Below are 21,657 nucleotides of genomic sequence, written 5' to 3'. Positions count from 1 at the left end.
CCGGCCTCTCCTTGAAGCTTAGGCGCGTCGCATTAAACGAAACGCCCGCCATGATCAATTGCAATGGTTGACAAGTTGTTGAACGGGGCCGCACAAACCAGCGAAAAATGGCAGGGGCGTGTTCGGCGCCGGCAAAAGATGGCGCTTGTCCGCAGATACCCGCCTAAGGTCGGACAGGGGTATCGGGGCGTTTTCAGTGTTCGCCGTTGCCTTTCGCGGCGGGAAGGCCGTCTGTTTCATCTTCGGCGCCCTTGCGGCGCGCACGGGACTGCTGTTTGCGGCGTGCCAGGTTTTCGCGCAGCTTCTGTGCCGCACGTTCCCTGCGCAGTTCCGCTGCGTCGGGTTGTCTGTTCTTCGGTTTGGCGTCGTCCATGCTGCCATACCCTCCTGAAGCATTCTGGTCGCCGAAACGGCGGATATCGGAAAAGAATTGTTTTTACCGTCTTGCACTCGAAGCGGAGCTATGGCAATAGGCCGCTTGCCTGCACCGAACGGTGCCGGGTAATTTCCGTCAAACGGAAACGGGCTGCCGTAGCTCAGGGGTAGAGCACTCCCTTGGTAAGGGAGAGGCCGAGAGTTCAAATCTCTCCGGCAGCACCAGTTATGTCATTGTTTTCCAAAATGTTCCCATTCAGCACTGCGTGACTGAAGATCGTTTGTCTTCGCGAAGTTGATATCTCTGAGTCGGCCATCATCGTCGCTACCCGGCCTGCCGCCGAACGCGTGAAGGATCGATGCGCGGAGTATGGCAATGCTGTGCATAGCCGTAACGGCTTGTTTTAATCGATAATGCTGAGTCGGATGGTTTTCGCCACGAGCTGCGTTCTGTTGACGCAATCCATCTTGCGGATCGCATTTGCGAGGTAGGCATTGACCGTGTGATCCGAAAGACCGAGAATCCCGCCGATTTCATGCGATGTCTTGCCCTCGGCCGTCCAGCGGATGACCTCCATCTCGCGTGCCGAGAGGCTTCCGAGCTGCGTGCCGGGATGGTCTTTCAGTTCAGCGTAGCGCCGCAATGCGCGCCGTGCGAGGTTGTTAAGCGCTGCCTCTTCCTTGCTGCCGAGTGGCTCCCGATCTCCGAAAAACAGCAGGCCCATCTGTTGCTGGCTGCTGGTGGTGCAGGTGAACACGATGCCCATGCTGATCCTGAGTGCGCGCATGCGCTGGGCAAAGTCGGTGCGGCTGCGGTCATCGCGGGCCTCGATGTCTTCCAGCGCCCACTGCAATGGTGCGCCTGCCGGCCGGTGCCTGTCCCGACAGGGCGCGATATGAAACAGGCCGGTCAGGTCACGGGATTCGACGAATGGTCGCGGCAGGGTCGTGAAGTGAATCAATGAGGAAATCGGCGCCTCTTTTGACCCGGGAATATCCATGAGGGTGAACTGGACCAGTCCGAAATGTGATGCAATCGATGCGAGTATTTTTGCAAACATTTCAGGTTGTGCTGCTCGGTCTATATCGTGCGAAAACTGAAGCAATCTGTCTTCGTCAGATAAATTCATAAGCTCTTCCCACCAAGCCTTATTTTATTGATATCTCATATAAATCATCCGACTGTTTCAGCGACCGGAGAGAAGGGTGAAGTGGCTAAGAGCCAGTCAGTCAATTCATGATTTCAACCTGTAATATACATAAACCCTAGGTAAAGTCGAGTTGTATATTGAGTAAGTATCTCTTAATGCGAGCATTGGTCGCAGCCATGCGTGCTGGCGAAAGCCTGAAGCTGAAATGACCGCAACGGCTCACGCTGGGGCAGGCGTTTACAGCAGCAATTGTCCGGGATTGGGGCTTGCCATCGGGCAAAACGCCGCAGCCCCGCCTGCATCTGCTGCAAGCGGGGCTGCTTTCGGGTGTCGATGGCGTTGCGGGCTTATGCCCTGAGTGCCGTTAATCCGTGCCGCGCGGTTCTTTTTGCGCCAGATTGGCCTCTACCACGGCCAGCGTTGCCATGTTGACGATACCGCGCGAGGTGACGGAGGGCGAGAGAATATGGGCGGGGAGCGCACTGCCGAGCAGGATCGGCCCGACGTGAAGCGCATCGAGCATGCCCTGCACCACGGTCATGGTGATATGGGCGGAATCGAGCGAGGGGAAAACCAGCAGGTTGGCCTCGCCGGAAAGCGTGCTGTTGGGCATGACACGGTTTCTGAGCGTTTCGGAAATCGCGGTGTCGCCGTGCATTTCGCCGTCGACTTCCAGGTCCGGCATGCGCTCGCGGATAATGGCCAGCGCGGCACGCATGCGCGCGGCCGTTTCGGAATCGCGCGAACCGAAATTCGAATGCGAGACCAGTGCGGCCTTGGCCGTCATGCCGAAACGCGAAACCGCGCGAGCGGACTGGATCGTCGTTTCGGCGATTTCCTCGGCAGACGGGCAGTAGGTGACGTGGGTATCGGCAAAGAACGTTGCACCACGGTTGGAAATCAGGAGTCCGAGGCTCGAAAAGTCCCGTACGTTTTCATGCTTGCCGATAATGTTGCCGATGTCGCGCAGATGCCGTTCGAAACGGCCTTCCACACCGCACAGCAGGGCATCGGCGTCGCCGCGCTTGACGGCCAGCGCCCCGATCACGGTGGTGTTGGTGCGCACGATGGTGCGCGCGCGATCCGGCGTGACGCCCTTGCGGGCGACAAAGGCGAGATATTCGTCGACATATTCCCTGAAACGCGAATCGCTTTCCGGGTTGATGATCTCGAAGTCTTCCTGCGGGCGCATACGGAGGCCATAGCGCTTGCGGCGGGTTTCGAGCACATTCGGACGGCCGATCAGGATCGGCCGGGAAATACCCTCCTCAATCAGCACCTGGGCGGCGCGCATCACGCGTTCGTCCTCGCCGTCGGAGAAGATCACCCGTTTCGGCTCTGCTGCCTTGGCTGCGGCGAATACCGGTTTCATGACAAGACCGGAGCGGAAGGCGAAGCGGTTCAACTGGTCGAAATAGGCTTCGTAATCCTCGATCGGGCGCTCTGCGACGCCACTGTCGGCGGCGGCCTTCGCCACGGCCGGGGCAATGCGCAGGATCAGGCGCGGATCGAAGGGGGAGGGGATCAGGTAGTCCGGCCCGAAGATCAGCGGCTCGCCCGAGGACGAATGCGGCACTTCCCAGACTTCCTCTCTGGCAAGCCCGGCAATCGCCCTGACGGCGGCCATCTTCATTTCTTCATTGATGGTGCGGGCGCCGCAATCGAGTGCGCCGCGGAAAATATACGGGAAACACAGGACGTTGTTGACCTGGTTCGGGAAGTCCGACCGGCCGGTACAGATCATCGCATCCGCGCGTTCGGCGCGGGCCAGATCCGGCATGATCTCCGGCACGGGATTGGCGAGCGCCATGATCATCGGCTTGTCCGCCATCTTTTCCAGCAGTGACGGCTTCAGCGCACCGGCAACGGACAGGCCGAGGAACACATCCGCGCCCTCAATATGGTCGGCGAGCGCATGCGCGTCGCTTTTCTGGGCGTAGACTGCCTTCCACCGGTCCATATTGGTGGTGCGATCGGGATGAACGAGGCCATCGATATCGAACACCCAGATGTTTTCGCGCTGCGCACCCAGAGAGACCAGAAGATTGAGGCAGGCAAGTGCTGCCGCACCGGCGCCGGAAGCGACGATCTTGACGTTTTCGATTGATTTTCCGGCCAGTTCCAGGCCGTTGAGGATTGCCGCGGCGACGATGATGGCGGTGCCGTGCTGGTCATCGTGGAATACCGGGATCTGCATCTTCTCGCGCAGGATACGCTCGACCTCGAAACATTCCGGGGCCTTGATGTCTTCCAGATTGACGCCGCCGAATGTCGGCTCGAGGGCGGAGATCGTGGACACCATTTCATCGATGGTCGGCGCGTCGATTTCGATATCGAAGACGTCGACGCCGGCGAACTTCTTGAACAGGACGGCCTTGCCTTCCATGACCGGTTTGGACGCGAGCGGCCCGATATTGCCGAGGCCGAGCACGGCCGTGCCGTTTGAAACGACGGCAACGAGGTTGCTGCGCGATGTATATTTCGCCGCATCGGAAGGGTTGTCGTGGATGGCGAGACAGGGTGCGCCGACACCCGGCGAATAGGCCAGTGCCAGGTCGCGCTGGTTGCCCAGCGGTTTTATCGCCTGAATTTCCAGTTTTCCGGCCCGCGGATAGCGGTGATAGAACAGAGCCTGCTGCTGCAGGTCTTCTCCGGCGCCCTTGGTTTCGTTGGGTTCGCTCATTGTTTCGTCTCCTTGTCCGGCGCCGGCTATCCGGTCTCCCCAGTGCCGGCGACTATATGGTCGGAATCCGGGAACTGCAATCCGCCGCTGTCATGCAGGGCCGTGTTTGTCTCGCACCGGTATTGCGGGTGATGTGGGCAACGTTCCGTCGACGGTCTGTTCACAAAGGTGTATATTTCACTTGGCGCGTTTTTGGGTATTGTGCCGATCACACCGGGCGGTCTCTTGCAGACGCCGATTGCTTACAAAGACCGTATGGAGTCAAAGACGATGAATAAAATGCTGCAGCCGCTGGCGCCTTATTTCCTGGCCCTGCTTCGGGTGGTCACGGGCCTTCTCTATCTGGAGCACGGCACCCAGAAAATCCTCCACTTTCCGATTTCCGAAATGCATCCGCCGATGTTCTCGATATTCTGGGTCGCCGGTATTCTGGAACTTGTCGGCGGCGTGCTGATCATCGTCGGCCTTTACACCCGCATTTCGGCCTTTGTGCTTTCAGGCGCAATGGCGGTTGCCTATTTCATGGTGCATGCGCCCCAGAGCTTTTTCCCGGTGCTCAACGGCGGTGATGCTGCAATCCTGTTCTGCTTCGTCTTCCTGTATCTTGTCTTTGCCGGCCCCGGCGCTTTCAGCCTCGACGGCAAGATCAAGCGCTGAACACTGCTCTCAAGCTGCAGATGATCGCAAAGGCGGGCGCTTCGGGGCCCGTCTTTTTCTTTTGGTGCGTTTCACCCGACTGCCCTTTCCGCAAGCCGCAAAAGCGGATAGTCCTGCGAAGACGGGCCGGCAGGCCATGTGAACGAACCAGGATGAAGCGCGATGATGCCAAAGCAATATATCATTCCCGGCATGATGATCCGGGACATGCTGGTGCCGGTGCCGCTTGACTGGTCAAATCCGGACGGTGCGATCATCCAGATCTTCGTGCGCGAAATCGTGGACCCGGCACGCCGACGGGATGACCTGCCGACACTGGCCTTCCTGCAGGGCGGGCCCGGCGGCAAGTCGCCGCGGCCTACCGGCGGCGGACCGGCCTGGCTCACCGAGGCGCTGAAGACCCATCGCGTGATCCTGATCGACCAGCGCGGCACGGGGCGCAGCCACCGGATCGAGGCCGGAACCATGTCCCGTTTCGATACCGGCGAGGCGGCGGCGGACTATCTGATGCATTTCCGTGCCGACAGCATCGTTGCCGATTGTGAGCATGTGCGCAAAAACCTGCTGGGCGACGGCAGGTGGGAGACGCTCGGTCAGAGTTTTGGCGGGTTCATCACGCTGACCTATCTTTCGATGGCGCCGGAAGGGCTTTCGGCCTGCTATGTGACGGGTGGATTGTCCGGTCTTTCCGCGTCCGCCGAGGATGTCTACCGGCGCACCTATCCGCGTGTTTTGGCCAAGAACCGAAAATATCACCGGCGTTATCCCCATGATGCGGCGCTCGTCTCGCGGATCGCCGATCATATCGCCGCCAATGACGTTCGCCTTCCCGATGGTGACCGGCTGAGTGTGCGCCGGTTGCAGTCACTGGGTCTTGCCTTCGGCATGGCGCCGGGCTTCGAGAATGTGCACTGGCTGATGGACGAGGCTTTCGCCGATCCCGACGAGACACGGCTTTCCGACAGTTTTCTGTTTTCGGTCATGGCCGAGACCGGTTTTGATACCAATCCGCTTTTTGCCGTTCTGCATGAGAGCATATACGGGCAGGGCAGCGCGCCGACGAACTGGGCCGCCGAGCGGGTGCGTGCCGAGTTTTCGAAGTTCGATCCCGGCGAACGGCCGCTGATGCTGACCGGGGAAATGATCTATCCATGGATGTTCGAGGAAATTCGCTCGCTGCGGCCGTTCCGACCCGCCGTCGAGGCGCTGGCTGCGCGGGAGGCTTATCCGCCGCTTTATGATGCGACCCGGCTCTTTGCCAATGACATCCCCGTCGCCGCGGCCGTTTATCACGATGACATGTATGTCGATGCCGGACTGTCACTGGAGACGGCGGCGCGGCTTGGCAATTGCCAGACATGGGTCACCAATGAATACGAGCATGACGGGCTGCGCCAGGATGTCGACGTCTTCCGCCGCCTGCGTGGATTGATCGAGGAGCAGGGCGGGCCGCTGCTGTAGCCACGGCGTCAGGCCGAAACGTCCAGGTTTTCGGCCTTGTCCTGAAGGTTTGCATAAAACTCGGATGTCAGCTCCAGTGCCCGGTCTTCGTGGGTCGAGACAGACGGGTCGGTCGGCTGATGGTGGGCGATGACATCGTCCCGGGAGCGGATAAGGCTGGCGATTTCGTCGTCATACAGACGGATGACGGCCGTCAGCCAGCGATTGACGAGGTAGGACGGGCGGCCGAGGTGGACATCGAAACGCGGCAGAAGTGCGATCGTGTCCTCCGCATTGAGCCAGTCATCACCGACAACCCATTGGTTGACGGTAAAAAGCCGCTTCAGCCTGCCATGCGCATCGACGCCGACTGCAATGAGATGGTGGATGGGGCCGTCGGGGCCGAGGGGGCGCAGGAAACAATGGAAATGACCGTGCTCGCCGCTTTCATGCGCCGGCTCGTGGCAGTGATAGTACCATTGAGCGCCGGTCTCCGGGTCGTAAACTTCGCCCTTCGGGTAGTGTTCCCAGCTTGTCGGGGTGTCGACGCCGGCAAGCGTTTCGAGAAGCACGCTGTCTCCGGTTTTTGCAAGGACCCGCTCGCAAAACAGGGCTTCGGCTGCCGCCCGCTGATGGTCTTCCGTCATGAAACGCTCCCTTACCTGTCCGAAGGCTCCTGATCTTCCGCGAAGGGAGCATAGCCTGTCGTCTTGGTTGCGTCCGGTGCTTTCTGGTCATCGGCAAATGGTGCATAGCCCGATGCTGATGGTTTGGCCGGCATGGCGGGTTTGCTCTGCTGCCCCGCAAACGGCGAGTAGCCGCTGGCCGAAGGGGCGGGGGCTGCTGCGCAGGGGCTGGCGGAAGGCGCAGGTGCTGCAGCGCACGGGCTTGCCGCAACCGACGCGCCTGCCGCGCACGGGCTACCCGCAGCGCAGGGCGAGGCGGCGCTGTATCCCGCCTGCGGCGCGGCTGCAGGCGCTGTGCGATGGGTGACATAATCCGCCGTGATGCCGACGACGGCGACGGTCAGCGCCGTGCCGAAAAGAAAGGTGTTGCGGTCGCTCATTTCCTGAAGCCATCCAGTCCGAAAAGGGGTCTGATCGCGATACCGGCCAGCGATCCGCCAAAGGCTGCCGCAAACCATAGCCAGCCATGCAGGCTGCCCGAGGCGATGCCGGAAAACAGGGCGCCGATATTGCAGCCGAATGAAAGCCGCGCGCCATAGCCCATCAGCAGGCCGCCGAGAATGGCGGCTGTCAGCGACAGCAGCGGCAGGCCCGCCTTGGGCGCGAACTTGCCCGCAAGGCTGGCTGCGACCGCCGATCCGACCAGAATGCCGAAATTCATCACCGAAACCGTATCATCGAGAACGCTGGCCGACAGCGCCTTTGCCGGGCCGGGCCATTGCCAGAAGGCCCAGTCGGAGACCGGCACGCCAACGGCCTCGGCGATCTTCGCGCCCCAAAGGCCGAAACCGAAGGTGATCGACCATGTATGCCCCGCAACCAGCAGGGTTGCGACATTGGCAAGCGCCAGCACGATCCCGGCGCCGATCAGCGGCCACGGACCATGAAGCAGCCGCGCGATCCCGGCGGTATCCGGGCGCGGGGCCTGTTCGAGATTGCCATGCGCGCGCCGTTCGATCAGGACGGTCAGCAGGGCGACGAGCCCGAGGCCGGCAAGCGTCACCGCTAGTCCGCCGGCCGCGCCCAGTGAAGCGCCGAGATTGACCGGCGGCAGCGATGGCAGCGAGAGCCACCACGGCAGGTGCGCGGTGCCGATCAGCGCACCGGCAACGAAACCCGCAAGCGTGACCAGCATGCGCGCCGAACCACCACCGACGGTAAACAGTGTGCCCGAACCGCAGCCGCCGCCGAGTTGCATGCCAAAGCCGAACATGGCCGCGCCCACCAGAACGGAAACGCCGACCGGCGCAAACGCCCCCGCTAGCGGATGACCTGCGAATGTGCCCAGCTTCAAAAGCGGAATGAAAAACAGGGCCGCAACCGCAATCATCAGCATTTGCGCACGAATGGCGCGGCCGCGCCGCTGCACCGAAAACCGCCGCCAGCCGCCGGTAAATCCGAATGCGGCATGAAAGAGCGTCACGCCCATAACCCCGCCGATCAGGAATAGCGCCGACTGACGCGCGCCTGCGGCGGCGGCAATCAGAACCTCGCCGAGAACGAAGATGAGAACGAGAACCAGCGCCGTCCCCCGGTCGGGCGCCGGGCTTTTCAGTGTGTCGGAAGCGGTCGGTTGGGCAATAGCCATGAATTCAGGTCCTGAAAAATACCGGCGGCCTCTCGCCAAAAAAAGCGGGAGGCCTGTTGCTTAAAGGATCATCCGGTGCGCCGCGCGGGCGTTGCCGCTTATTCCAGAGGGCGGCTTTCGTCGGAAGCCCATTCGGCCAGCGAGCCGTCATACATCTTGACGTTTTCCTTGCCGTCGACTTCGGAAAGACCGAACCAGGCAATCGAGGCCCAGTGGCCGGTATTGCAGAATGCGATTGTTTCGTCATCCTCGGAAAGGCCGGCATCGGATGCAAGCGACTGTGCCTCGCTCTGGTTTACGAAGCTGGCGGTCTCGGCATTGTAGAACCGGCTCTGCGGAAGGTTGATCGCGCCGGGGATCGTGCCGGGGGCGCGGACAACGGGGCTTTTCGCCTTGCCTTCGAACTGATCGACGGGACGGCCATCGACCAACCGGACACCGTTGTCTTCAGCCGCGGCGACCTCTTCCGTCGAGGCGTAGTATTGCGGACGGAAATCAGCGGTGAAATTGCCGGCCTGCTGGGGAATGACCATTTCGGTTTCAAGCGCGCCGTCGGCAGCCTGCCAGTCCCGCATGCCGCCGTCCAGGATGGTGACATTGTCATGACCCAGCACCTTGAAGGTCCAGTAAACGCGGGTTGCAGCACCGAACTCTGAAGACGATGCGCCTGCCGGCACGATAATGACCTGCGTATCGTCATTGATGCCGAGGCTCTTGATCCGGCCTTCGATTTCCGGGATTTCCGGAAGCTGGCCGGGAACACCGTCCACGGTCGCCCGCCAGCCGAACTTGCCATAGGGCGCCCAGATCGCGCCGGGAATGTGGCCCGCAGTATAGGGATTGGCGTCATCCGTCGGGGCGCGGGTGTCAAGGACGATCAGCCCGTCGCTGCCGAGATGATCCTGAAGCCATGCCGCGTCAACGAGAGGGGCATCGGTCAGCCGTTCGGCCGATGCCGGGACGGCGAATGCGGCGACAATCGCAAACGCTACGGAAATGATGGAGAGGCGCATGAGAGACTCCGCTTTGTTGTAAACTCGCGGTGTTATGCGACATATTCGCGCCAAGTGCGTGCCCGGGCGTTTTAAATTAGAGCCTTATGAAGAAAATCGGTTCTTTGCAGAGTTTGCCTGATGGAACGAAACTGCATTTGCAGCGGAGAAAGCCGTTTCGGAAGGTTTTCTTTATTCCGTTCCGTCACAATCGCCGGCGGGGCTTGGAGTCGGGGCGATGATGTGCAAAGCAGACTATTCTATGTGCAAGCAATTTTTACGCGAAAAATTGCTTGAATGACGCCCATCGGGTAACTTAAGTATTTTCGTATATAAGTCCATAGGCACATTTTTGGGATGAACGGGAAGCATGATGAAATCCAGGACGGCCGAAACCGGTTCTTTCGGCGAAGCTGCTCTCAACATCCTGCCGGATGGTCGCATTTCATACTGGAGCCACGGCGCGCAACGGCTGTTCGGCTACACGGCAGCCGAAATCGTCGACTGTTCATTGTTCGACCGGCTTGTCGCGCCGGAACACGCTTCCGCGCTTCGCAAGCATGTTGAAGGGGCCGCGCCCGGGATGGACGCTGTCAGCGTCGGCTTTTCCTGCGTACATCGTGACAACCGCGTGATTGACGTTTCTGCCGTTATTGCGCCGATCGTCGGTGCAGGCGGCACGATTGACGGCTTCACCATGATGGTGGAAGACACCGCGATACGCAGCGGATATGCGGACAGGCTTGTCGCGATCATCGAGGCAATGCCCACAGGTGTGCTTGTCGTGGATGAGGCGGGGAGCGTCGATATGGTCAACCGCCATTTCGAGTATCTTTCCGGTTACGCCCGCGATGAACTGAAGGGGATGAAGGTCGAGCGGCTGGTGCCGGACAGCCACCGCGCGGCCCATGCCGGATACAGAACAAGATACAATGAGAATCCTGTTCCGCGGCTGATGGGCAATGGCCGGGATCTGAAGCTGCGCCGCGCCGATGGCACTGAAATTCCCGTTGAAATCGGTCTGAGCGCACTTGCGGTGCCATCCGGCAAACAGGTGCTCGCCCTCGTCACCGATATTTCGCAGCGGGTGGAAACCGAGCGCCGGATGAGCCGGCAGCAGGCCGAACTCGAGCGCTCCGTCGAGGAACTGTCCACCTTCGCCTATGTCGCCTCGCATGATCTGAAATCGCCGTTGCGCGGCGTTATCCAGATTGCGCAGTGGATCGAGGAGGATATTGCCGATCGGGAAACCGTCACCGGCCACCTGAACCTGCTGCGCAATCGCATCGGGCGGATGGAGCGGCTGCTCAATGATCTGCTGGCCTATTCCCGCGCCGGCCGCGGCGCCGGCGGGCGCGGCCGGGTGGATGTTCAGGCGATGGCGCGCGATATCTTCGAACTGCTTGCGCCGCCCGCCGGCATGACGCTGCAGCTTGAAGGAGAGATGCCCACCTTCGAGACGCTGCGAACGCCGCTCGAACAGATCCTGCACAATCTTTTTTCCAACGCGATCAAGCATCACGACAGGCCGGCCGAAGGCACGATCACGCTTAGCTGTCGGCACGTGTCTCCGTTTTTTTTCGAATTCACCGTTATCGATGACGGACCGGGGATCGCACCACAATATCACGACCGGGTTTTCGGCATGTTTCAGACCTTGCGTCCGCGCGACGAGGTCGAAGGCAGCGGTATCGGGCTCGCGCTGGTACGCAAGATCGTCACGACGTTCGGGGGGAGAATATGGATCGGCTCAGGAGAGGGCCGGGGCTGTGCAATTCATTTCACATGGCCACGGGTCATAGAAAGCGAGGACGTCAATGAGCAATAATCGGAATGTGAACCAGTCGGCTGATCCATCACTCCTGCGCCAGGCAACAATATTTGTCGTGGATGATGACGATGTCGATGTGATTTCAATCCAGCGCAATCTGAAGAAACTGCGCCTGCTCAACCCGGTTGTCAGGGCGCGCGACGGGCAGGAAGCACTTGATATGCTGCGCGGCGGTCAGGTGCCGGCCCCTTATATCATTCTGCTCGATCTCAATATGCCGCGGCTTGGCGGGCTGGAATTCCTGCGCATCCTGCGCGGTGACCCGGTGCTGACAAACGCGATCGTTTTCGTACTGACCACGTCGCAGGCGGATGAGGACATTACCGCGGCATACCGCGACCATGTTGCGGGCTATATGCTGAAACAGCGTGTCGGCGATGACTTTCTGAACCTCATAGGACTGATCGAGCATTATTGGCGGCTGGTGGAATTACCCTCGCCGAGGGACAGTACGTCATGAAACTTCTGCTTGTCGATGACGACGAAGTTGACCGGATGACGGTGACGCGCCTGTTGGCCGCAGGCCCGCAGGACCTTGAAATTTCTGCTGCGACGACCGCGGCAGAGGCGTTTGAATGCCTCCGGCAGGACAGTTTCGATGTGGTTCTGCTTGACTATCGCCTTCCCGACATGGATGGCATCGATGTTTTGAAGACAATCAACGCCGATCCGGAGCAAAGCGTTGCCGTCATCATATTGACGGGAATGGCCAGCGAGGAAGAGGAGCGCCGTTGCATCGAGGCCGGCGCGCAGGATTTCGTTCTCAAAAGCGACATCAGCGACAGGCGCCTGCGCCGGGCGCTGATGCACAGCCGCGTTCGCCACACGCTGGAGGAAAACCTGCGGGAAAGCCGCGCCCGGCTGCAGCGCATGGCAGAAACAGACGCGCTGACCGGCATCAGCAACCGGTATCGTTTTGAACAGGTTCTGGCCAGTGAGACGGAACGGTGCCGGAAGGGCGGTGCGGATGATATCGCGCTGTTGCTGATCGATATCGACAATTTCAAACTCGTCAATGACAGCATGGGCCACCACGCGGGTGACGAACTGCTGGTGCAGACGGCGGCGCGGCTTTCGACCCAGATCGCGCCTTCGCATGTTCTGTGCCGTCTCGGCGGCGATGAATTTGCCATCATCGCGCCCGGCAACTGGTCGCCCGACAGGCTGACGGATTTCACCGGAAAGCTCCGGCAGGCTTTCGGTGTGCCGCTCACGCTTGGCCCCAATTCCATCATGGTCAACATCTCAAGCGGCATAGCGCTGTTGTCGACGGTCGACTCCTCTGCCGAAGACCTGCTGAAGGCCGCAGGTGTGGCTCTGGAGATTGCCAAGAAAAGCGGCAAGAACACCTTTCGGTGCTTTTCTGCCGATATGCAGAAACAGGCGCAACTGCGCGCGGAACTGGCGCGCGACATGCAAAGCCCCGGTTTTCTCGAACAGCTTGAACTGTTTTTCCAGCCGCTGGTGAGTGCCGCCCTGCTGACACTTCAGGGCGCCGAGGCGCTGGTGCGCTGGCACCATCCCGACCACGGACTTCTGGAGCCGGGGGCATTTCTGCCGGTTGCGCGGGAGACCGGCATGATGACGACAATCGATCTCTGGGGCCGTCGGGCTGCGTGCCTGCAGACGGCTGCATGGTTCAGGGACGGGCGCGTGGGGGCGGAGTTCCGGATGTCGTTCAACATCTGTGCGGCCACCTTGCGGCAGAAGGATTTTGCCGCTCACCTTCTCAAGGTTATCGCCGAAACCGGGGTGCCGCCGACCTCGATGGAGCTCGAGGTTACCGAAAGCGACCTCATTGCCGATTTCGACCATGCCGCACGGCAATTGCTGGAGCTGCGCAATCACGGTGTCGGCATAGCCATTGACGACTTCGGAACCGGATACTCATCGCTCTCCTACCTCCGGCAGCTGCCGGCGGATACGGTCAAGCTCGATCGGACCTTCATCGCGAATACGCCGGGAAACGAAGATGACTGCCGGCTTTTGAGAACGCTGATCATGCTGGCTCACAGCCTCGACCTCAATGTCACGGCCGAAGGCATAGAAACCGAGGAACAAGGCACGCTCTGCCAATCCTACAATGCCGATACATTGCAGGGATATTTCTTTGGACGCCCGAGACCCGCCCCGGCGTTCGCCGATGGTTTCCTGCCTGTCGGGGCGTGACGTACTGACGGTACTGGCTGCAGACCTGTCGGCCGGCAAACCCGGTTCGGCAAGAGCCATCCGCCGCCCTTCTGCCATAGCGCGCGTTGAGCGTGACGGGTATGTACAAGACGGAACTTGCGGCCGGCGTATGACCGACCGCAAGGATTATCTTCCTATTTCGGCAGACGGACCAGAACGTCGTAGCGCTTGCCGGTTTCGATCCGATCGAGCCTGTTGCTCTCCAACTGCCGGCCATCGACCGTCACAGTCGGGGTTTCCGCTTCTGCATCCCTGTCGACGCGGACCTCGAACGTCGCGCCCCGGAAAATGCGGGTGAAGCGGAAGGTCTCCCAGTCGGCCGGTGGTTGCGGCGCGATGATCACACCCTCGCCATCGCCGCGCAGGCCGCAAAGCTGTTCGATCACCAGCCGGTAGTACCAGGAGGCGGTTCCGGTGTTGAACAGGTTGCTGGAGCGGCCGGCCGTGCGCGGATACTGATAATAGGCGCCGCGATAATAATTCGGGACGTAAAGCGGTAATTGCCCGCGGGTCTTGATGTCCTGTGCGTCCGGTCGCGTCAGCATCTTGGAGAGAACGGAGAAGCCGCGTTCCTTTTCGCCGATATGGTAGAGCGATGCCGCATAAAAGGCGGCGGCGTGGTTGTAGACTGCACCGTTTTCGCCATTGCCGGGCCATTTCTGCGTGACCCGGCCGACATCGTCGCGCATCGCCGTATAGGCCGGCGCAAACATGGTCGCGCCATAGGGCGTGTCGAGCTGGTCGTCGATCGCCTGCAGCATGCTGGCCTTTTGAGCGTCATCAGCAGCGCCGGCGAGAAATGCCCAGCTTTGGGTGTTCAGGTAAATCCGGCCTTCCTTGTCGGCCTGAACGCCGAAGGCCACACCGTCATCGGTGATGCCGCGGGCATACCATGCACCGTCCCAGAGATAGCGATTGATGCTGTCGTTGAGCTTGCCGGCCTGTTGCGCCAGCCAGTCGGCGGTTTCGCTGTCGTTTTCCGTGCGGCAGATATCCGCCCACGTCGTCATCGCATAGCTTGAGGCTTCGGCCAGCCAGCCGGAAACGCCCTTGCCCTTGTAACCGACCATGTTCATCGGATCGCACCAGTCGCCCTGGGCGATATAGGGCAGGTTGCGGTCGTCGACTTCACCGGCGAGAAAACGCAGCGCCCGCGTCACATGCTCGTAGAGCGTGGCCTCTTCGTTGCTGTCGGTCCAGGCGATCTTTTCTTCGAGGATCTCGCGGTCGCCGGTCTCGTCGATATAGGCCTTGGTGGCGATCACCAGCCAGACGGCATGGTCGGTATGCGGGATCTGGTTGATGTATTTCAGCTCGGTGTCCGGCCGCAGCAGAATGCCGTCCGGCACCTTTCCGGTGAAGAATTGCTGGCTGGCGGTCTTCAGGATCGCGGTGCGCGTCTTCTCCGGCGCAATGAAGATCATGCCGAGCCCGTCCTGCAGATAGTTGCGGGTCTGCGGGTCGGTGGTCAGCCGATGGGTGTCGCCGTGATAAAAGACCTGACGGGGCAGCCAGTAATTGACGAAGTGGTCGAGGTCTTCGTCAGGCGAATGCAGTTCCAGACTGCCGAGGCCGGAGCGGATATAGTTGTCGTAATCCTGCCGCACCGGCTCGAGGGCACCCTTGATGTATCTCTCCGTAAGCGCTGCGATCTCGGCCTTGTCGAAGGCCGGGCCGAACAGGAAGCGAAAATCCTCCGATGCGCCGGCACCCAGCGTAAGGTCCCACTGCATGATGCCGGCCGGGTTCTCGTAGCTGGCGTCGCCGCCGCCAAGGTGCCCGCCATCCTGCAGGGCGGACGGGTTATGCAATCCGCCTTCACCCTCGAATGCCACCTGTGCGACCTCGAAATAATCGGGCGTCCGGTCAGCGGCGAAGAAGGTGATATCCTTCAGGCCCTTGTTTTTGAAATATTGCTCGACCTTCTGATAGGGCGTCACGCTGGTGCAGACGATGGTGTTCAGCGCCGCATCGAAATGGCCGCCGCGGTTCATCCATGAGGAATAGCCGATCGGGAAGAACGGAACGAAGGAGAGCGACTTTTTCGTGTCGGTCAGATTGGTGATCCGCACCGACCAGATCTCGGCGACATCATCGACCGGCAGGTCGAGGCGCAGTTCAACGCGCACGCCGTCCTTTTCGATCACCCAGCGAATATCTGAAACGCCGGGCTCGAAACTGAAGCGGTCGAGTTTCGCGCGCACCGGCTCGTAGGGGGCGGAAAACAGATCGCCGGTCTCATTGTCGCGGATATAGAAGAAGCGGCCGGGGTGGTGCGGAAAATAATCCTGTTCCGGCTGCATGAAGGTCTGCGCGGCAATGGTCGGAACATGGGCATATTTGCGCGGTTCAGGATCCATATACTGGCTGACCGCATAGCCGCGGGCGCTCAACTGGATCATCATCTTGCGGTTCCACAGATAGCTTGCCGCATTGGGCGCCAGTGTCGGGTCGGTCAGGCGGAAGCGCTGTCCGCTGTCGATGAAGGAAGTCATCCTGCTCTCATTGCGTTGGTGTTTGCGTTTGGCCCTCAGCCCAGCGCGGCGGTCGAACGTCGCACACAAAGCGACGGCGCGAACCGCTCCTGGAACGGAAGGTCCATGTCATAGGTGAGGTTGAGAAGTTGCCGGCAGGCAGAGCGGGCCATCTCCTCGATCGGGGCGTGGATGGTGCTCAGCGGCGGGGCCGTATAGGCAGCGAAATCGACATCGTCATAGCCGAGAACCGAGACATCGCGCGGAACCGAAATGCCGCGGTTGTAAAGTTCCGACAGCAGCAGCATGGCCACCTTGTCGTTTCCGCAGAACACGGCCGAACAATCGAGCTTCATGTCGAGGAAAGCGCTGACCAGCCGTTCGGCGGCGGCATAGCTGAACGCGCCCTCGACAACATGGTTTTCGGGAATGGAGTGTCCGAGCTTGCCCATTTCGTCTAGAAAACCGCCATGGCGCTGGCGGGCGTCCTGCGCGGAAAGGCGTCCGGTGATCACCGCAATCTTCTCGTGGCCGAGTTCGGCAAGATGGCGCGCGGCGAGCCGCCCGCCCAGTTCGTGGTCGATGAAGAAGCACCGGCCGGCCAGCGCGTCGGCCTGGTGGTTGAGCAGGACGAGGTTGGCGAAATGTTCGGACGTGCGCGCCAGTTCGAACGTGCCCTGCAGAGAACAGGACATCAGGATGCCGTCGCAGTCGCGGTTGACCAGATAGTCGAAATGGGCACGGCGGTCGGCGTCCGACTGGGCGTCCTCGGCATTGGCGAGGATCATGTGCTTGTTGTAGAGGCGCAGCTCCTGCTCAACGGCGCGGATGATCATGTGATAATACGGCCCTTCGAGCGAGGGCACCCATACGCCGATCAGGTCGGAGCGCCGCGATGACAGCGAGCGCGCCATGCTGTTGGGCCGGTAGTTGAGCTGCTGGATGGCGCGTTCGATCTTTTCGGCGGCTTTGGCAGAAACGGAACCGTTTCCAGAAATGTACCGGGATACAGTTCCGGAGCCAACGCCAGCCAGTTTTGCGACGTCCTTTACCGTAGCCATGTTTCAACTCCCCGCCATGTTGTTTTCGGCATGAACGCCATATCGCATTATTATTCAACGGCTTTCACGCAAAAGCAACGTCACTTGCGATTGGTTTGATATTTTTTGCAGTTGCCATTGACAAAATCAAGTCCCTGTCGTTGTAATTGGAACCGATCCCACTTTTGGGGTCAGTATCACTTTTGACCGGACCGTTCGGTCCCTCAGACGACCCTTTCGGGGAGGACACATGTTTATTCTGAAGAATGCGGTGACCGCATCAGCCCTTGCGCTGACCGTGGCAATGGCTGGCGCTGCCAGCGCGCAGGAGCCGCTTGACGCCGAGGTTATTCACTGGTGGACATCCGGCGGCGAATCCGCCGCTATCGGCGTCTTCGCCGATGCCTATAACGCCCAGGGTGGCAACTGGCAGGACAGCGCCGTGGCCGGCGGTTCGGCCGCACGCAGCGCCGCGATCAACCGTATCATCGGTGGCGATCCGTCGACGGCCGCGCTGTTCAACACCTCGCAGCAGTATCACGAGATCGTTGAAGAAGGCCTGCTGAACGATATCGATGCCGTCGCGCAGGAACACAACTGGGATGAAATCCTGCCCGAGCCGATCATCAACGCCGTCAAGATCGACGGCAAATACTATGCCGCTCCGGTCAACATCCATATGCCGCTGTGGTTCTGGTACTCGATCGACGCACTGGAACAGGCCGGCATCGAAAACCCGCCGGAAAGCGTCGACGAATTCTTCGCCGATCTCGACAAGCTGCAGGAAGCCGGCATCACGCCGCTGGCGCTCGGCGGTCAGCGCTGGCAGGAAAACTCGCTGTTCTCGGCCGTGCTGACCAATGTCGGCGGCGGCGAACTCTGGGAAGCGGTTTATGCCGACAAGGATGAAGACGCGATCCATTCGCCGGAATTCCGCGAAGTCATCGAAACCTTCATCGCGCTGAAACCCTATGTCGATGCTGCCTCTCCGGGCCGCAACTGGAACGACACCACCGCCATGCTGATCAATGACGAGGCCGGCTTCCAGGTCATGGGTGACTGGGCCAAGGGCGAGTTCAAGCAGGCAGGCAAGGAAATCGGAACCGACTATGGCTGCCTGCCGGGTCTTCGTCCCGACAGCCCCTATGTTCTCGGCGGCGACGTCTTCGTGTTCCCGAAAACCGATGATGCCGAACAGGTCGAAGCCCAGCACAAACTGGTCGAGGTCATGACCGATCCGGAAACCCAGGTCGCGTTCAACAACCTCAAGGGCTCGATCCCGATCCGCTCGGACGTTGATGAAACCAAGCTCGATGCCTGCGCACAGCTCGGTCTCGAAATCATGTCGGACCCGAGCCGCCAGGCGCCTGATGCTTCGCAAATGATGGCCGAATACATCTATGGCTCCGTCCAGGATGTCGTGACCGAACTGTGGAACACCGACATGTCGGTCGACGAAGCGGTCGATCGTTTCGACCAGGCTCTCAACGGCTAATTCACCGATCAAAAACAAGAAGGCGGGAAGGGGCGTTATGTTCCCTTCCCGTTTCAAGGGAGGTCCCGTTGCACGCCGCCGCCTTCACCCGGCACATCAGGCGAAATCTGCTTGCCTATATCGCCTTGCTGCCGATGGCCATCGTGGTCATCTTTGCCTATCTGGGTACGATGCTCTGGTCCGTCCGGCTGTCGTTTTCCAGCTCGAGGCTTCTGCCGAAAGACGACTTTGTCGGCTTTGCCCAATATACGAGGCTTTTCGAAACCTCGCGCTGGATCACGTCGCTGGAAAACCTGGCGATCATCGCTTTCTTCTTTCTGCTGATCTGTTTCGTGCTCGGTACGCTGCTGGCGATCTTCATCGACCAGAATGTGCGCGCCGAAAGCCTGTTCAGAACGGTTTTCCTCTATCCCTATGCCATGTCCTTCGTGGTGGCGGGCCTGATCTGGCAGTGGATCCTCAATCCCGATCTCGGCATTCAGGCGACCATGCGCGATCTCGGGTTCCCGAATTTCGTGCTCGACTGGACGGTCAATCCGCATACGGTGCTCTATGCCATCATTCTGGCAACCGTCTGGCACGGTTCCGGGCTGGTCATGGCGCTCATTCTGGCGGGGCTGCGCGGTATCGATACCCAGATATGGTCGGCGACCCGCATTGACGGCATTCCGCCGTGGCGGGTCTACCTTTCGATCGTTCTGCCGATGCTGCGCCCGATGATCATCACCTCGCTGGTGCTGCTGTCGATCTCGATCGTCAAGATGTACGACGTGGTCGTGGCCATGACCAATGGCGGGCCCGGAACGGCAAGTGAAGTGCCGGCCAAGTTCATCATGGATAACCTGTTCGAGCGCGCCAATATCGGCCTTGCCACCGCCGCCTCGACTGTGCTGCTGATCACCGTTCTCTTGATCATGGTGCCGGTTTTATATTCCCAGTATTTCCGCAAGAACGGGAGGGCGTCATGACGCAGTCATCCGCTGTCAAGCGTCCGCGCAGCTGGCAGGACGTCTGGGGCCGTTTCGGCGTCTACGGCTTCCTGTTTTTCGTGGCGCTGTTCTTTCTCCTGCCGCTTTACGTGATGCTGGTCACCTCGTTCAAAAGCATGGACGAAATCCGTCTCGGCCTGATCTTCGCACTGCCGCAGAACTTTTCGCTCGATGCCTGGATCAAGGCATGGACCAGCGCCTGTACCGGTCTCGATTGCACCGGTCTTCAGGTCGGCTTTTTCAACTCGGTCAAGATTTTGATCCCGAGCGTGGTGCTGTCGATCCTGTTTGGCGCAGTCAACGGCTATGCCCTGTCGTTCTGGCGGGTGAAGGGGGCGAATGTGCTGTTTGCCTGCCTGTTGATGGGCTCGTTCATTCCCTATCAGGTGTTCATCTATCCGTTGGTGCGTTTTTATGCGCAGGCCGGCATCTACGGCTCGCTGCCCGGCATCGTGCTGACCCACATCATCTTCGGCATGCCGGTGATGACGCTGCTGTTTCGCAATTACTACATGGGCCTGCCGGTGGAGCTGTTCAAAGCCGCCCGCATCGATGGCGCCGGTTTCTGGAAGATCTTCTTCTCGATCATCCTGCCGATGTCGGTTCCGATCACCATCGTTGCCGTGATCATGCAGGTCACCGCGATCTGGAACGACTTCCTGCTCGGTCTGGTCTTTGCCGGCCGCGACAACCTGCCGATGACCGTCCAGCTCAACAATATCGTCAACACGACTACGGGCGAGCGCGCCTACAACGTCAATATGGCGGCAACCATTCTGACCTCACTGGTCCCGCTTGTCGTCTATCTGGTTTCCGGCCGCTGGTTCGTGCGCGGCATCGCTTCCGGCGCCGTGAAAGGATAACATCATGAGTTCTGTAGCCATTGAAAATCTCGACATTCGCTACGGGAATGTGCATGTCGTCAAAAGCCTCGACCTTCAGATCAGGGACGGCGAATTTCTGGTCCTGCTCGGCCCGTCCGGCTGCGGCAAGTCGACCCTGCTGAACGCAATCGGCGGGCTGACCGATGTCAGCGGCGGGTCGATCCATTTCAACGACAAGGATGTGACCTGGATCGATCCGAAGGACCGCGGCATCGGCATGGTGTTCCAGTCCTATGCGCTTTATCCGACCATGAGCGTCGAGCGGAACATGTCGTTCGGGCTGAAGATTGCCGGTATTCCCCGCGCGGAAATCGACAAGAAGGTGAAATGGGCAGCCGAGCTTCTGCAGATCACGCAGCTGCTCGACCGCAAGCCGTCTGCGCTCTCCGGCGGCCAGCGCCAGCGCGTCGCCATTGGCCGCGCGCTGGTGCGCGATGCCGACATCTTCCTGTTCGACGAGCCGCTTTCCAACCTCGATGCCAAGCTGCGTGCCGAACTGCGGCTTGAAATCAAGAAGCTGCACAAGGCGCTTGGCTCGACCATGATCTATGTGACTCATGACCAGATCGAGGCCCTGACGCTTGCCGACCGGATCGCGGTGATGAAGGACGGCATCATCCAGCAGCTCGACACGCCGCTGAATGTCTACAACAAGCCGGCCAATGAGTTTGTCGGCACCTTCCTCGGTTCGCCGGCGATGAACAAGATTGCCGGTGCGTTTGCCGCGGAAAATGACGGGCTGGTGTTCAAATCCGGCTCTTTCAGCCTCGATGTCAGCGCGTATCCCTTTGCCGGCAAGGTTGTTGACGGCCAGAAGGCGACGCTCGGCCTGCGCCCGGAACATATCCATCTTGCCGAACAGGACAAGGCGGCGTGGAACGGCACGATCTCGCTTGTGGAACCCATGGGAAGCGACATTCTGGCGTGGTCGGATTTCGACGGAATCAACATTTCGCATCGACTGCATCAGGAGCAGCATTGTGAAACGGGTCAGCCCGTCTCGGTCACCGTCGATGTCATCAAGGCATCCTTCTTTGAAGAGAAAACGGGTGCGCGGCTTTAGCATGGCTTGGAGTATCAGGCGGATGTGATCATTCGCCTCAGACTTCTGACAAAGCTAGCCCCACTCTCCTTCGTCTCCCTCGGGCTTGTCCCGAGGGTCCAAGCGCGCATGAAGGCGAC

The 21,657-nt window shown here is 60.1% G+C and carries 18 protein-coding genes and 1 tRNA gene; 10 read left to right on the top strand and 9 right to left on the bottom strand.

Going from position 1 to position 21,657, the window contains the following annotated elements; all coding sequences use genetic code 11:
• Positions 1-193 precede the first annotated feature (193 nt).
• Positions 194-373 carry a hypothetical protein gene (locus ABID12_RS16130; RefSeq protein ID WP_319519041.1) on the bottom strand — a complete coding sequence of 60 codons (180 nt, stop codon included), beginning with the start codon at positions 371-373 and terminating at the stop codon, positions 194-196.
• Positions 374-525: 152 nt separating this feature from the next.
• Between ABID12_RS16130 and ABID12_RS16125 the strand changes: the two genes are divergently transcribed.
• Positions 526-600 (top strand) — tRNA-Thr (locus ABID12_RS16125).
• Between the two features lie 179 nt (positions 601-779).
• Here the strand turns inward: ABID12_RS16125 and ABID12_RS16120 are convergent.
• Together ABID12_RS16120 and ABID12_RS16115 are read right to left on the bottom strand one after the other, a co-directional pair.
• Positions 780-1,436, bottom strand: coding sequence for a helix-turn-helix transcriptional regulator (locus tag ABID12_RS16120; RefSeq protein ID WP_354435103.1), 657 nt, complete (start codon positions 1,434-1,436; stop codon positions 780-782).
• A 454-nt stretch (positions 1,437-1,890) separates the two neighbouring features.
• Positions 1,891-4,209, bottom strand: a complete 2,319-nt coding sequence (locus tag ABID12_RS16115) for an NADP-dependent malic enzyme (protein ID WP_354435102.1) — start codon at positions 4,207-4,209, stop codon at positions 1,891-1,893.
• A gap of 270 nt (positions 4,210-4,479) precedes the next feature.
• Here ABID12_RS16115 and ABID12_RS16110 point away from each other — a divergent pair, with 270 nt between their 5' ends.
• Together ABID12_RS16110 and ABID12_RS16105 are read left to right on the top strand one after the other, a co-directional pair.
• The gene (locus ABID12_RS16110) at positions 4,480-4,866 is read left to right on the top strand and encodes a DoxX family protein (protein ID WP_106302656.1); all 387 of its coding nucleotides are present in this window, start codon (positions 4,480-4,482) and stop codon (positions 4,864-4,866) included.
• A 165-nt stretch (positions 4,867-5,031) separates the two neighbouring features.
• A complete protein-coding gene (locus ABID12_RS16105) occupies positions 5,032-6,327 on the top strand; it encodes an alpha/beta fold hydrolase (protein ID WP_354435139.1) in 1,296 nt (431 codons plus the stop codon).
• Positions 6,328-6,335: 8 nt separating this feature from the next.
• On the opposite strand, the gene ABID12_RS16100 is transcribed toward ABID12_RS16105, so the two are convergent.
• The 4 genes from ABID12_RS16100 to ABID12_RS16085 form a co-directional block, all read right to left on the bottom strand.
• Positions 6,336-6,953, bottom strand: coding sequence for a DUF6969 family protein (locus ABID12_RS16100; RefSeq protein ID WP_354435101.1), 618 nt, complete (start codon positions 6,951-6,953; stop codon positions 6,336-6,338).
• Positions 6,954-6,964: 11 nt separating this feature from the next.
• Positions 6,965-7,372 (bottom strand): hypothetical protein, encoded by a 408-nt coding sequence (locus ABID12_RS16095; RefSeq protein ID WP_354435100.1) that lies wholly within the window; start codon positions 7,370-7,372, stop codon positions 6,965-6,967.
• Complete coding sequence (locus tag ABID12_RS16090; RefSeq protein WP_354435099.1) at positions 7,369-8,580, bottom strand: YeeE/YedE family protein; 1,212 nt, start codon at positions 8,578-8,580, stop codon at positions 7,369-7,371. Before ABID12_RS16090 ends, ABID12_RS16095 begins: the two co-directional genes overlap by 4 nt.
• 98 nt (positions 8,581-8,678) lie before the next feature.
• Positions 8,679-9,593, bottom strand: a complete 915-nt coding sequence (locus ABID12_RS16085) for a sulfurtransferase (protein ID WP_354435098.1) — start codon at positions 9,591-9,593, stop codon at positions 8,679-8,681.
• Between the two features lie 352 nt (positions 9,594-9,945).
• On the opposite strand from ABID12_RS16085, the gene ABID12_RS16080 reads away from it, so the two are divergent.
• The 3 genes from ABID12_RS16080 to ABID12_RS16070 are packed head-to-tail and all read left to right on the top strand — an operon-like array spanning position 9,946 to position 13,572.
• Entirely contained in the window at positions 9,946-11,400 is a 1,455-nt protein-coding gene (locus ABID12_RS16080) for a PAS domain S-box protein (RefSeq protein WP_354435097.1), read from the top strand.
• Entirely contained in the window at positions 11,390-11,863 is a 474-nt protein-coding gene (locus tag ABID12_RS16075) for a response regulator (RefSeq protein WP_354435096.1), read from the top strand. The genes ABID12_RS16080 and ABID12_RS16075 overlap by 11 nt, the downstream gene beginning before the upstream one ends.
• Positions 11,860-13,572 carry a putative bifunctional diguanylate cyclase/phosphodiesterase gene (locus tag ABID12_RS16070; RefSeq protein ID WP_354435095.1) on the top strand — a complete coding sequence of 571 codons (1,713 nt, stop codon included), beginning with the start codon at positions 11,860-11,862 and terminating at the stop codon, positions 13,570-13,572. The genes ABID12_RS16075 and ABID12_RS16070 overlap by 4 nt, the downstream gene beginning before the upstream one ends.
• Before the next feature lie 155 nt (positions 13,573-13,727).
• Here ABID12_RS16070 and ABID12_RS16065 read toward each other — a convergent pair whose 3' ends face one another.
• Both ABID12_RS16065 and ABID12_RS16060 read right to left on the bottom strand, forming a co-directional pair.
• Positions 13,728-16,088 carry a GH36-type glycosyl hydrolase domain-containing protein gene (locus tag ABID12_RS16065; RefSeq protein WP_354435094.1) on the bottom strand — a complete coding sequence of 787 codons (2,361 nt, stop codon included), beginning with the start codon at positions 16,086-16,088 and terminating at the stop codon, positions 13,728-13,730.
• A 35-nt stretch (positions 16,089-16,123) separates the two neighbouring features.
• Complete coding sequence (locus ABID12_RS16060) at positions 16,124-17,128, bottom strand: LacI family DNA-binding transcriptional regulator (protein ID WP_354435093.1); 1,005 nt, start codon at positions 17,126-17,128, stop codon at positions 16,124-16,126.
• A gap of 229 nt (positions 17,129-17,357) precedes the next feature.
• Here ABID12_RS16060 and ABID12_RS16055 point away from each other — a divergent pair, with 229 nt between their 5' ends.
• The 4 genes from ABID12_RS16055 to ABID12_RS16040 all read left to right on the top strand — a co-directional run bounded on the left by ABID12_RS16055 (position 17,358) and on the right by ABID12_RS16040 (position 21,538).
• A complete protein-coding gene (locus ABID12_RS16055; protein ID WP_106302628.1) occupies positions 17,358-18,602 on the top strand; it encodes an ABC transporter substrate-binding protein in 1,245 nt (414 codons plus the stop codon).
• A gap of 68 nt (positions 18,603-18,670) precedes the next feature.
• Entirely contained in the window at positions 18,671-19,570 is a 900-nt protein-coding gene (locus ABID12_RS16050; protein ID WP_354435092.1) for a carbohydrate ABC transporter permease, read from the top strand.
• Complete coding sequence (locus ABID12_RS16045; protein WP_227023556.1) at positions 19,567-20,454, top strand: carbohydrate ABC transporter permease; 888 nt, start codon at positions 19,567-19,569, stop codon at positions 20,452-20,454. The genes ABID12_RS16050 and ABID12_RS16045 overlap by 4 nt, the downstream gene beginning before the upstream one ends.
• 4 nt (positions 20,455-20,458) lie before the next feature.
• Entirely contained in the window at positions 20,459-21,538 is a 1,080-nt protein-coding gene (locus ABID12_RS16040) for an ABC transporter ATP-binding protein (RefSeq protein ID WP_435528243.1), read from the top strand.
• The last annotated feature ends 119 nt before the right edge of the window (positions 21,539-21,657 follow it).

The organism is Martelella mangrovi (assembly GCF_040545495.1).
In the GTDB taxonomy this organism is placed as follows: domain Bacteria; phylum Pseudomonadota; class Alphaproteobacteria; order Rhizobiales; family Rhizobiaceae; genus Martelella; species Martelella mangrovi.
The sequence above is the reverse complement of the archived record's forward strand: the minus strand, read 5'-3'. Positions and strand labels throughout refer to the sequence as shown.

Bases quoted from the DNA above. Each gene is read 5' to 3' on its own strand.
- ABID12_RS16130 (WP_319519041.1), bottom strand. From the start codon at position 373: ATGGACGACGCCAAACCGAAGAACAGACAACCCGACGCAGCGGAACTG.
- ABID12_RS16120 (WP_354435103.1), bottom strand. From the start codon at position 1,436: ATGTTTGCAAAAATACTCGCATCGATTGCATCACATTTCGGACTGGTC.
- ABID12_RS16040 (WP_435528243.1), top strand. From the start codon at position 20,459: ATGAGTTCTGTAGCCATTGAAAATCTCGACATTCGCTACGGGAATGTG.
- ABID12_RS16065 (WP_354435094.1), bottom strand. From the start codon at position 16,088: ATGACTTCCTTCATCGACAGCGGACAGCGCTTCCGCCTGACCGACCCG.
- ABID12_RS16115 (WP_354435102.1), bottom strand. From the start codon at position 4,209: ATGAGCGAACCCAACGAAACCAAGGGCGCCGGAGAAGACCTGCAGCAG.
- ABID12_RS16085 (WP_354435098.1), bottom strand. From the start codon at position 9,593: ATGCGCCTCTCCATCATTTCCGTAGCGTTTGCGATTGTCGCCGCATTC.
- ABID12_RS16090 (WP_354435099.1), bottom strand. From the start codon at position 8,580: ATGGCTATTGCCCAACCGACCGCTTCCGACACACTGAAAAGCCCGGCG.
- ABID12_RS16105 (WP_354435139.1), top strand. From the start codon at position 5,032: ATGCCAAAGCAATATATCATTCCCGGCATGATGATCCGGGACATGCTG.
- ABID12_RS16055 (WP_106302628.1), top strand. From the start codon at position 17,358: ATGTTTATTCTGAAGAATGCGGTGACCGCATCAGCCCTTGCGCTGACC.
- ABID12_RS16070 (WP_354435095.1), top strand. From the start codon at position 11,860: ATGAAACTTCTGCTTGTCGATGACGACGAAGTTGACCGGATGACGGTG.
- ABID12_RS16100 (WP_354435101.1), bottom strand. From the start codon at position 6,953: ATGACGGAAGACCATCAGCGGGCGGCAGCCGAAGCCCTGTTTTGCGAG.
- ABID12_RS16095 (WP_354435100.1), bottom strand. From the start codon at position 7,372: ATGAGCGACCGCAACACCTTTCTTTTCGGCACGGCGCTGACCGTCGCC.
- ABID12_RS16060 (WP_354435093.1), bottom strand. From the start codon at position 17,128: ATGGCTACGGTAAAGGACGTCGCAAAACTGGCTGGCGTTGGCTCCGGA.
- ABID12_RS16110 (WP_106302656.1), top strand. From the start codon at position 4,480: ATGAATAAAATGCTGCAGCCGCTGGCGCCTTATTTCCTGGCCCTGCTT.
- ABID12_RS16075 (WP_354435096.1), top strand. From the start codon at position 11,390: ATGAGCAATAATCGGAATGTGAACCAGTCGGCTGATCCATCACTCCTG.
- ABID12_RS16080 (WP_354435097.1), top strand. From the start codon at position 9,946: ATGAAATCCAGGACGGCCGAAACCGGTTCTTTCGGCGAAGCTGCTCTC.
- ABID12_RS16045 (WP_227023556.1), top strand. From the start codon at position 19,567: ATGACGCAGTCATCCGCTGTCAAGCGTCCGCGCAGCTGGCAGGACGTC.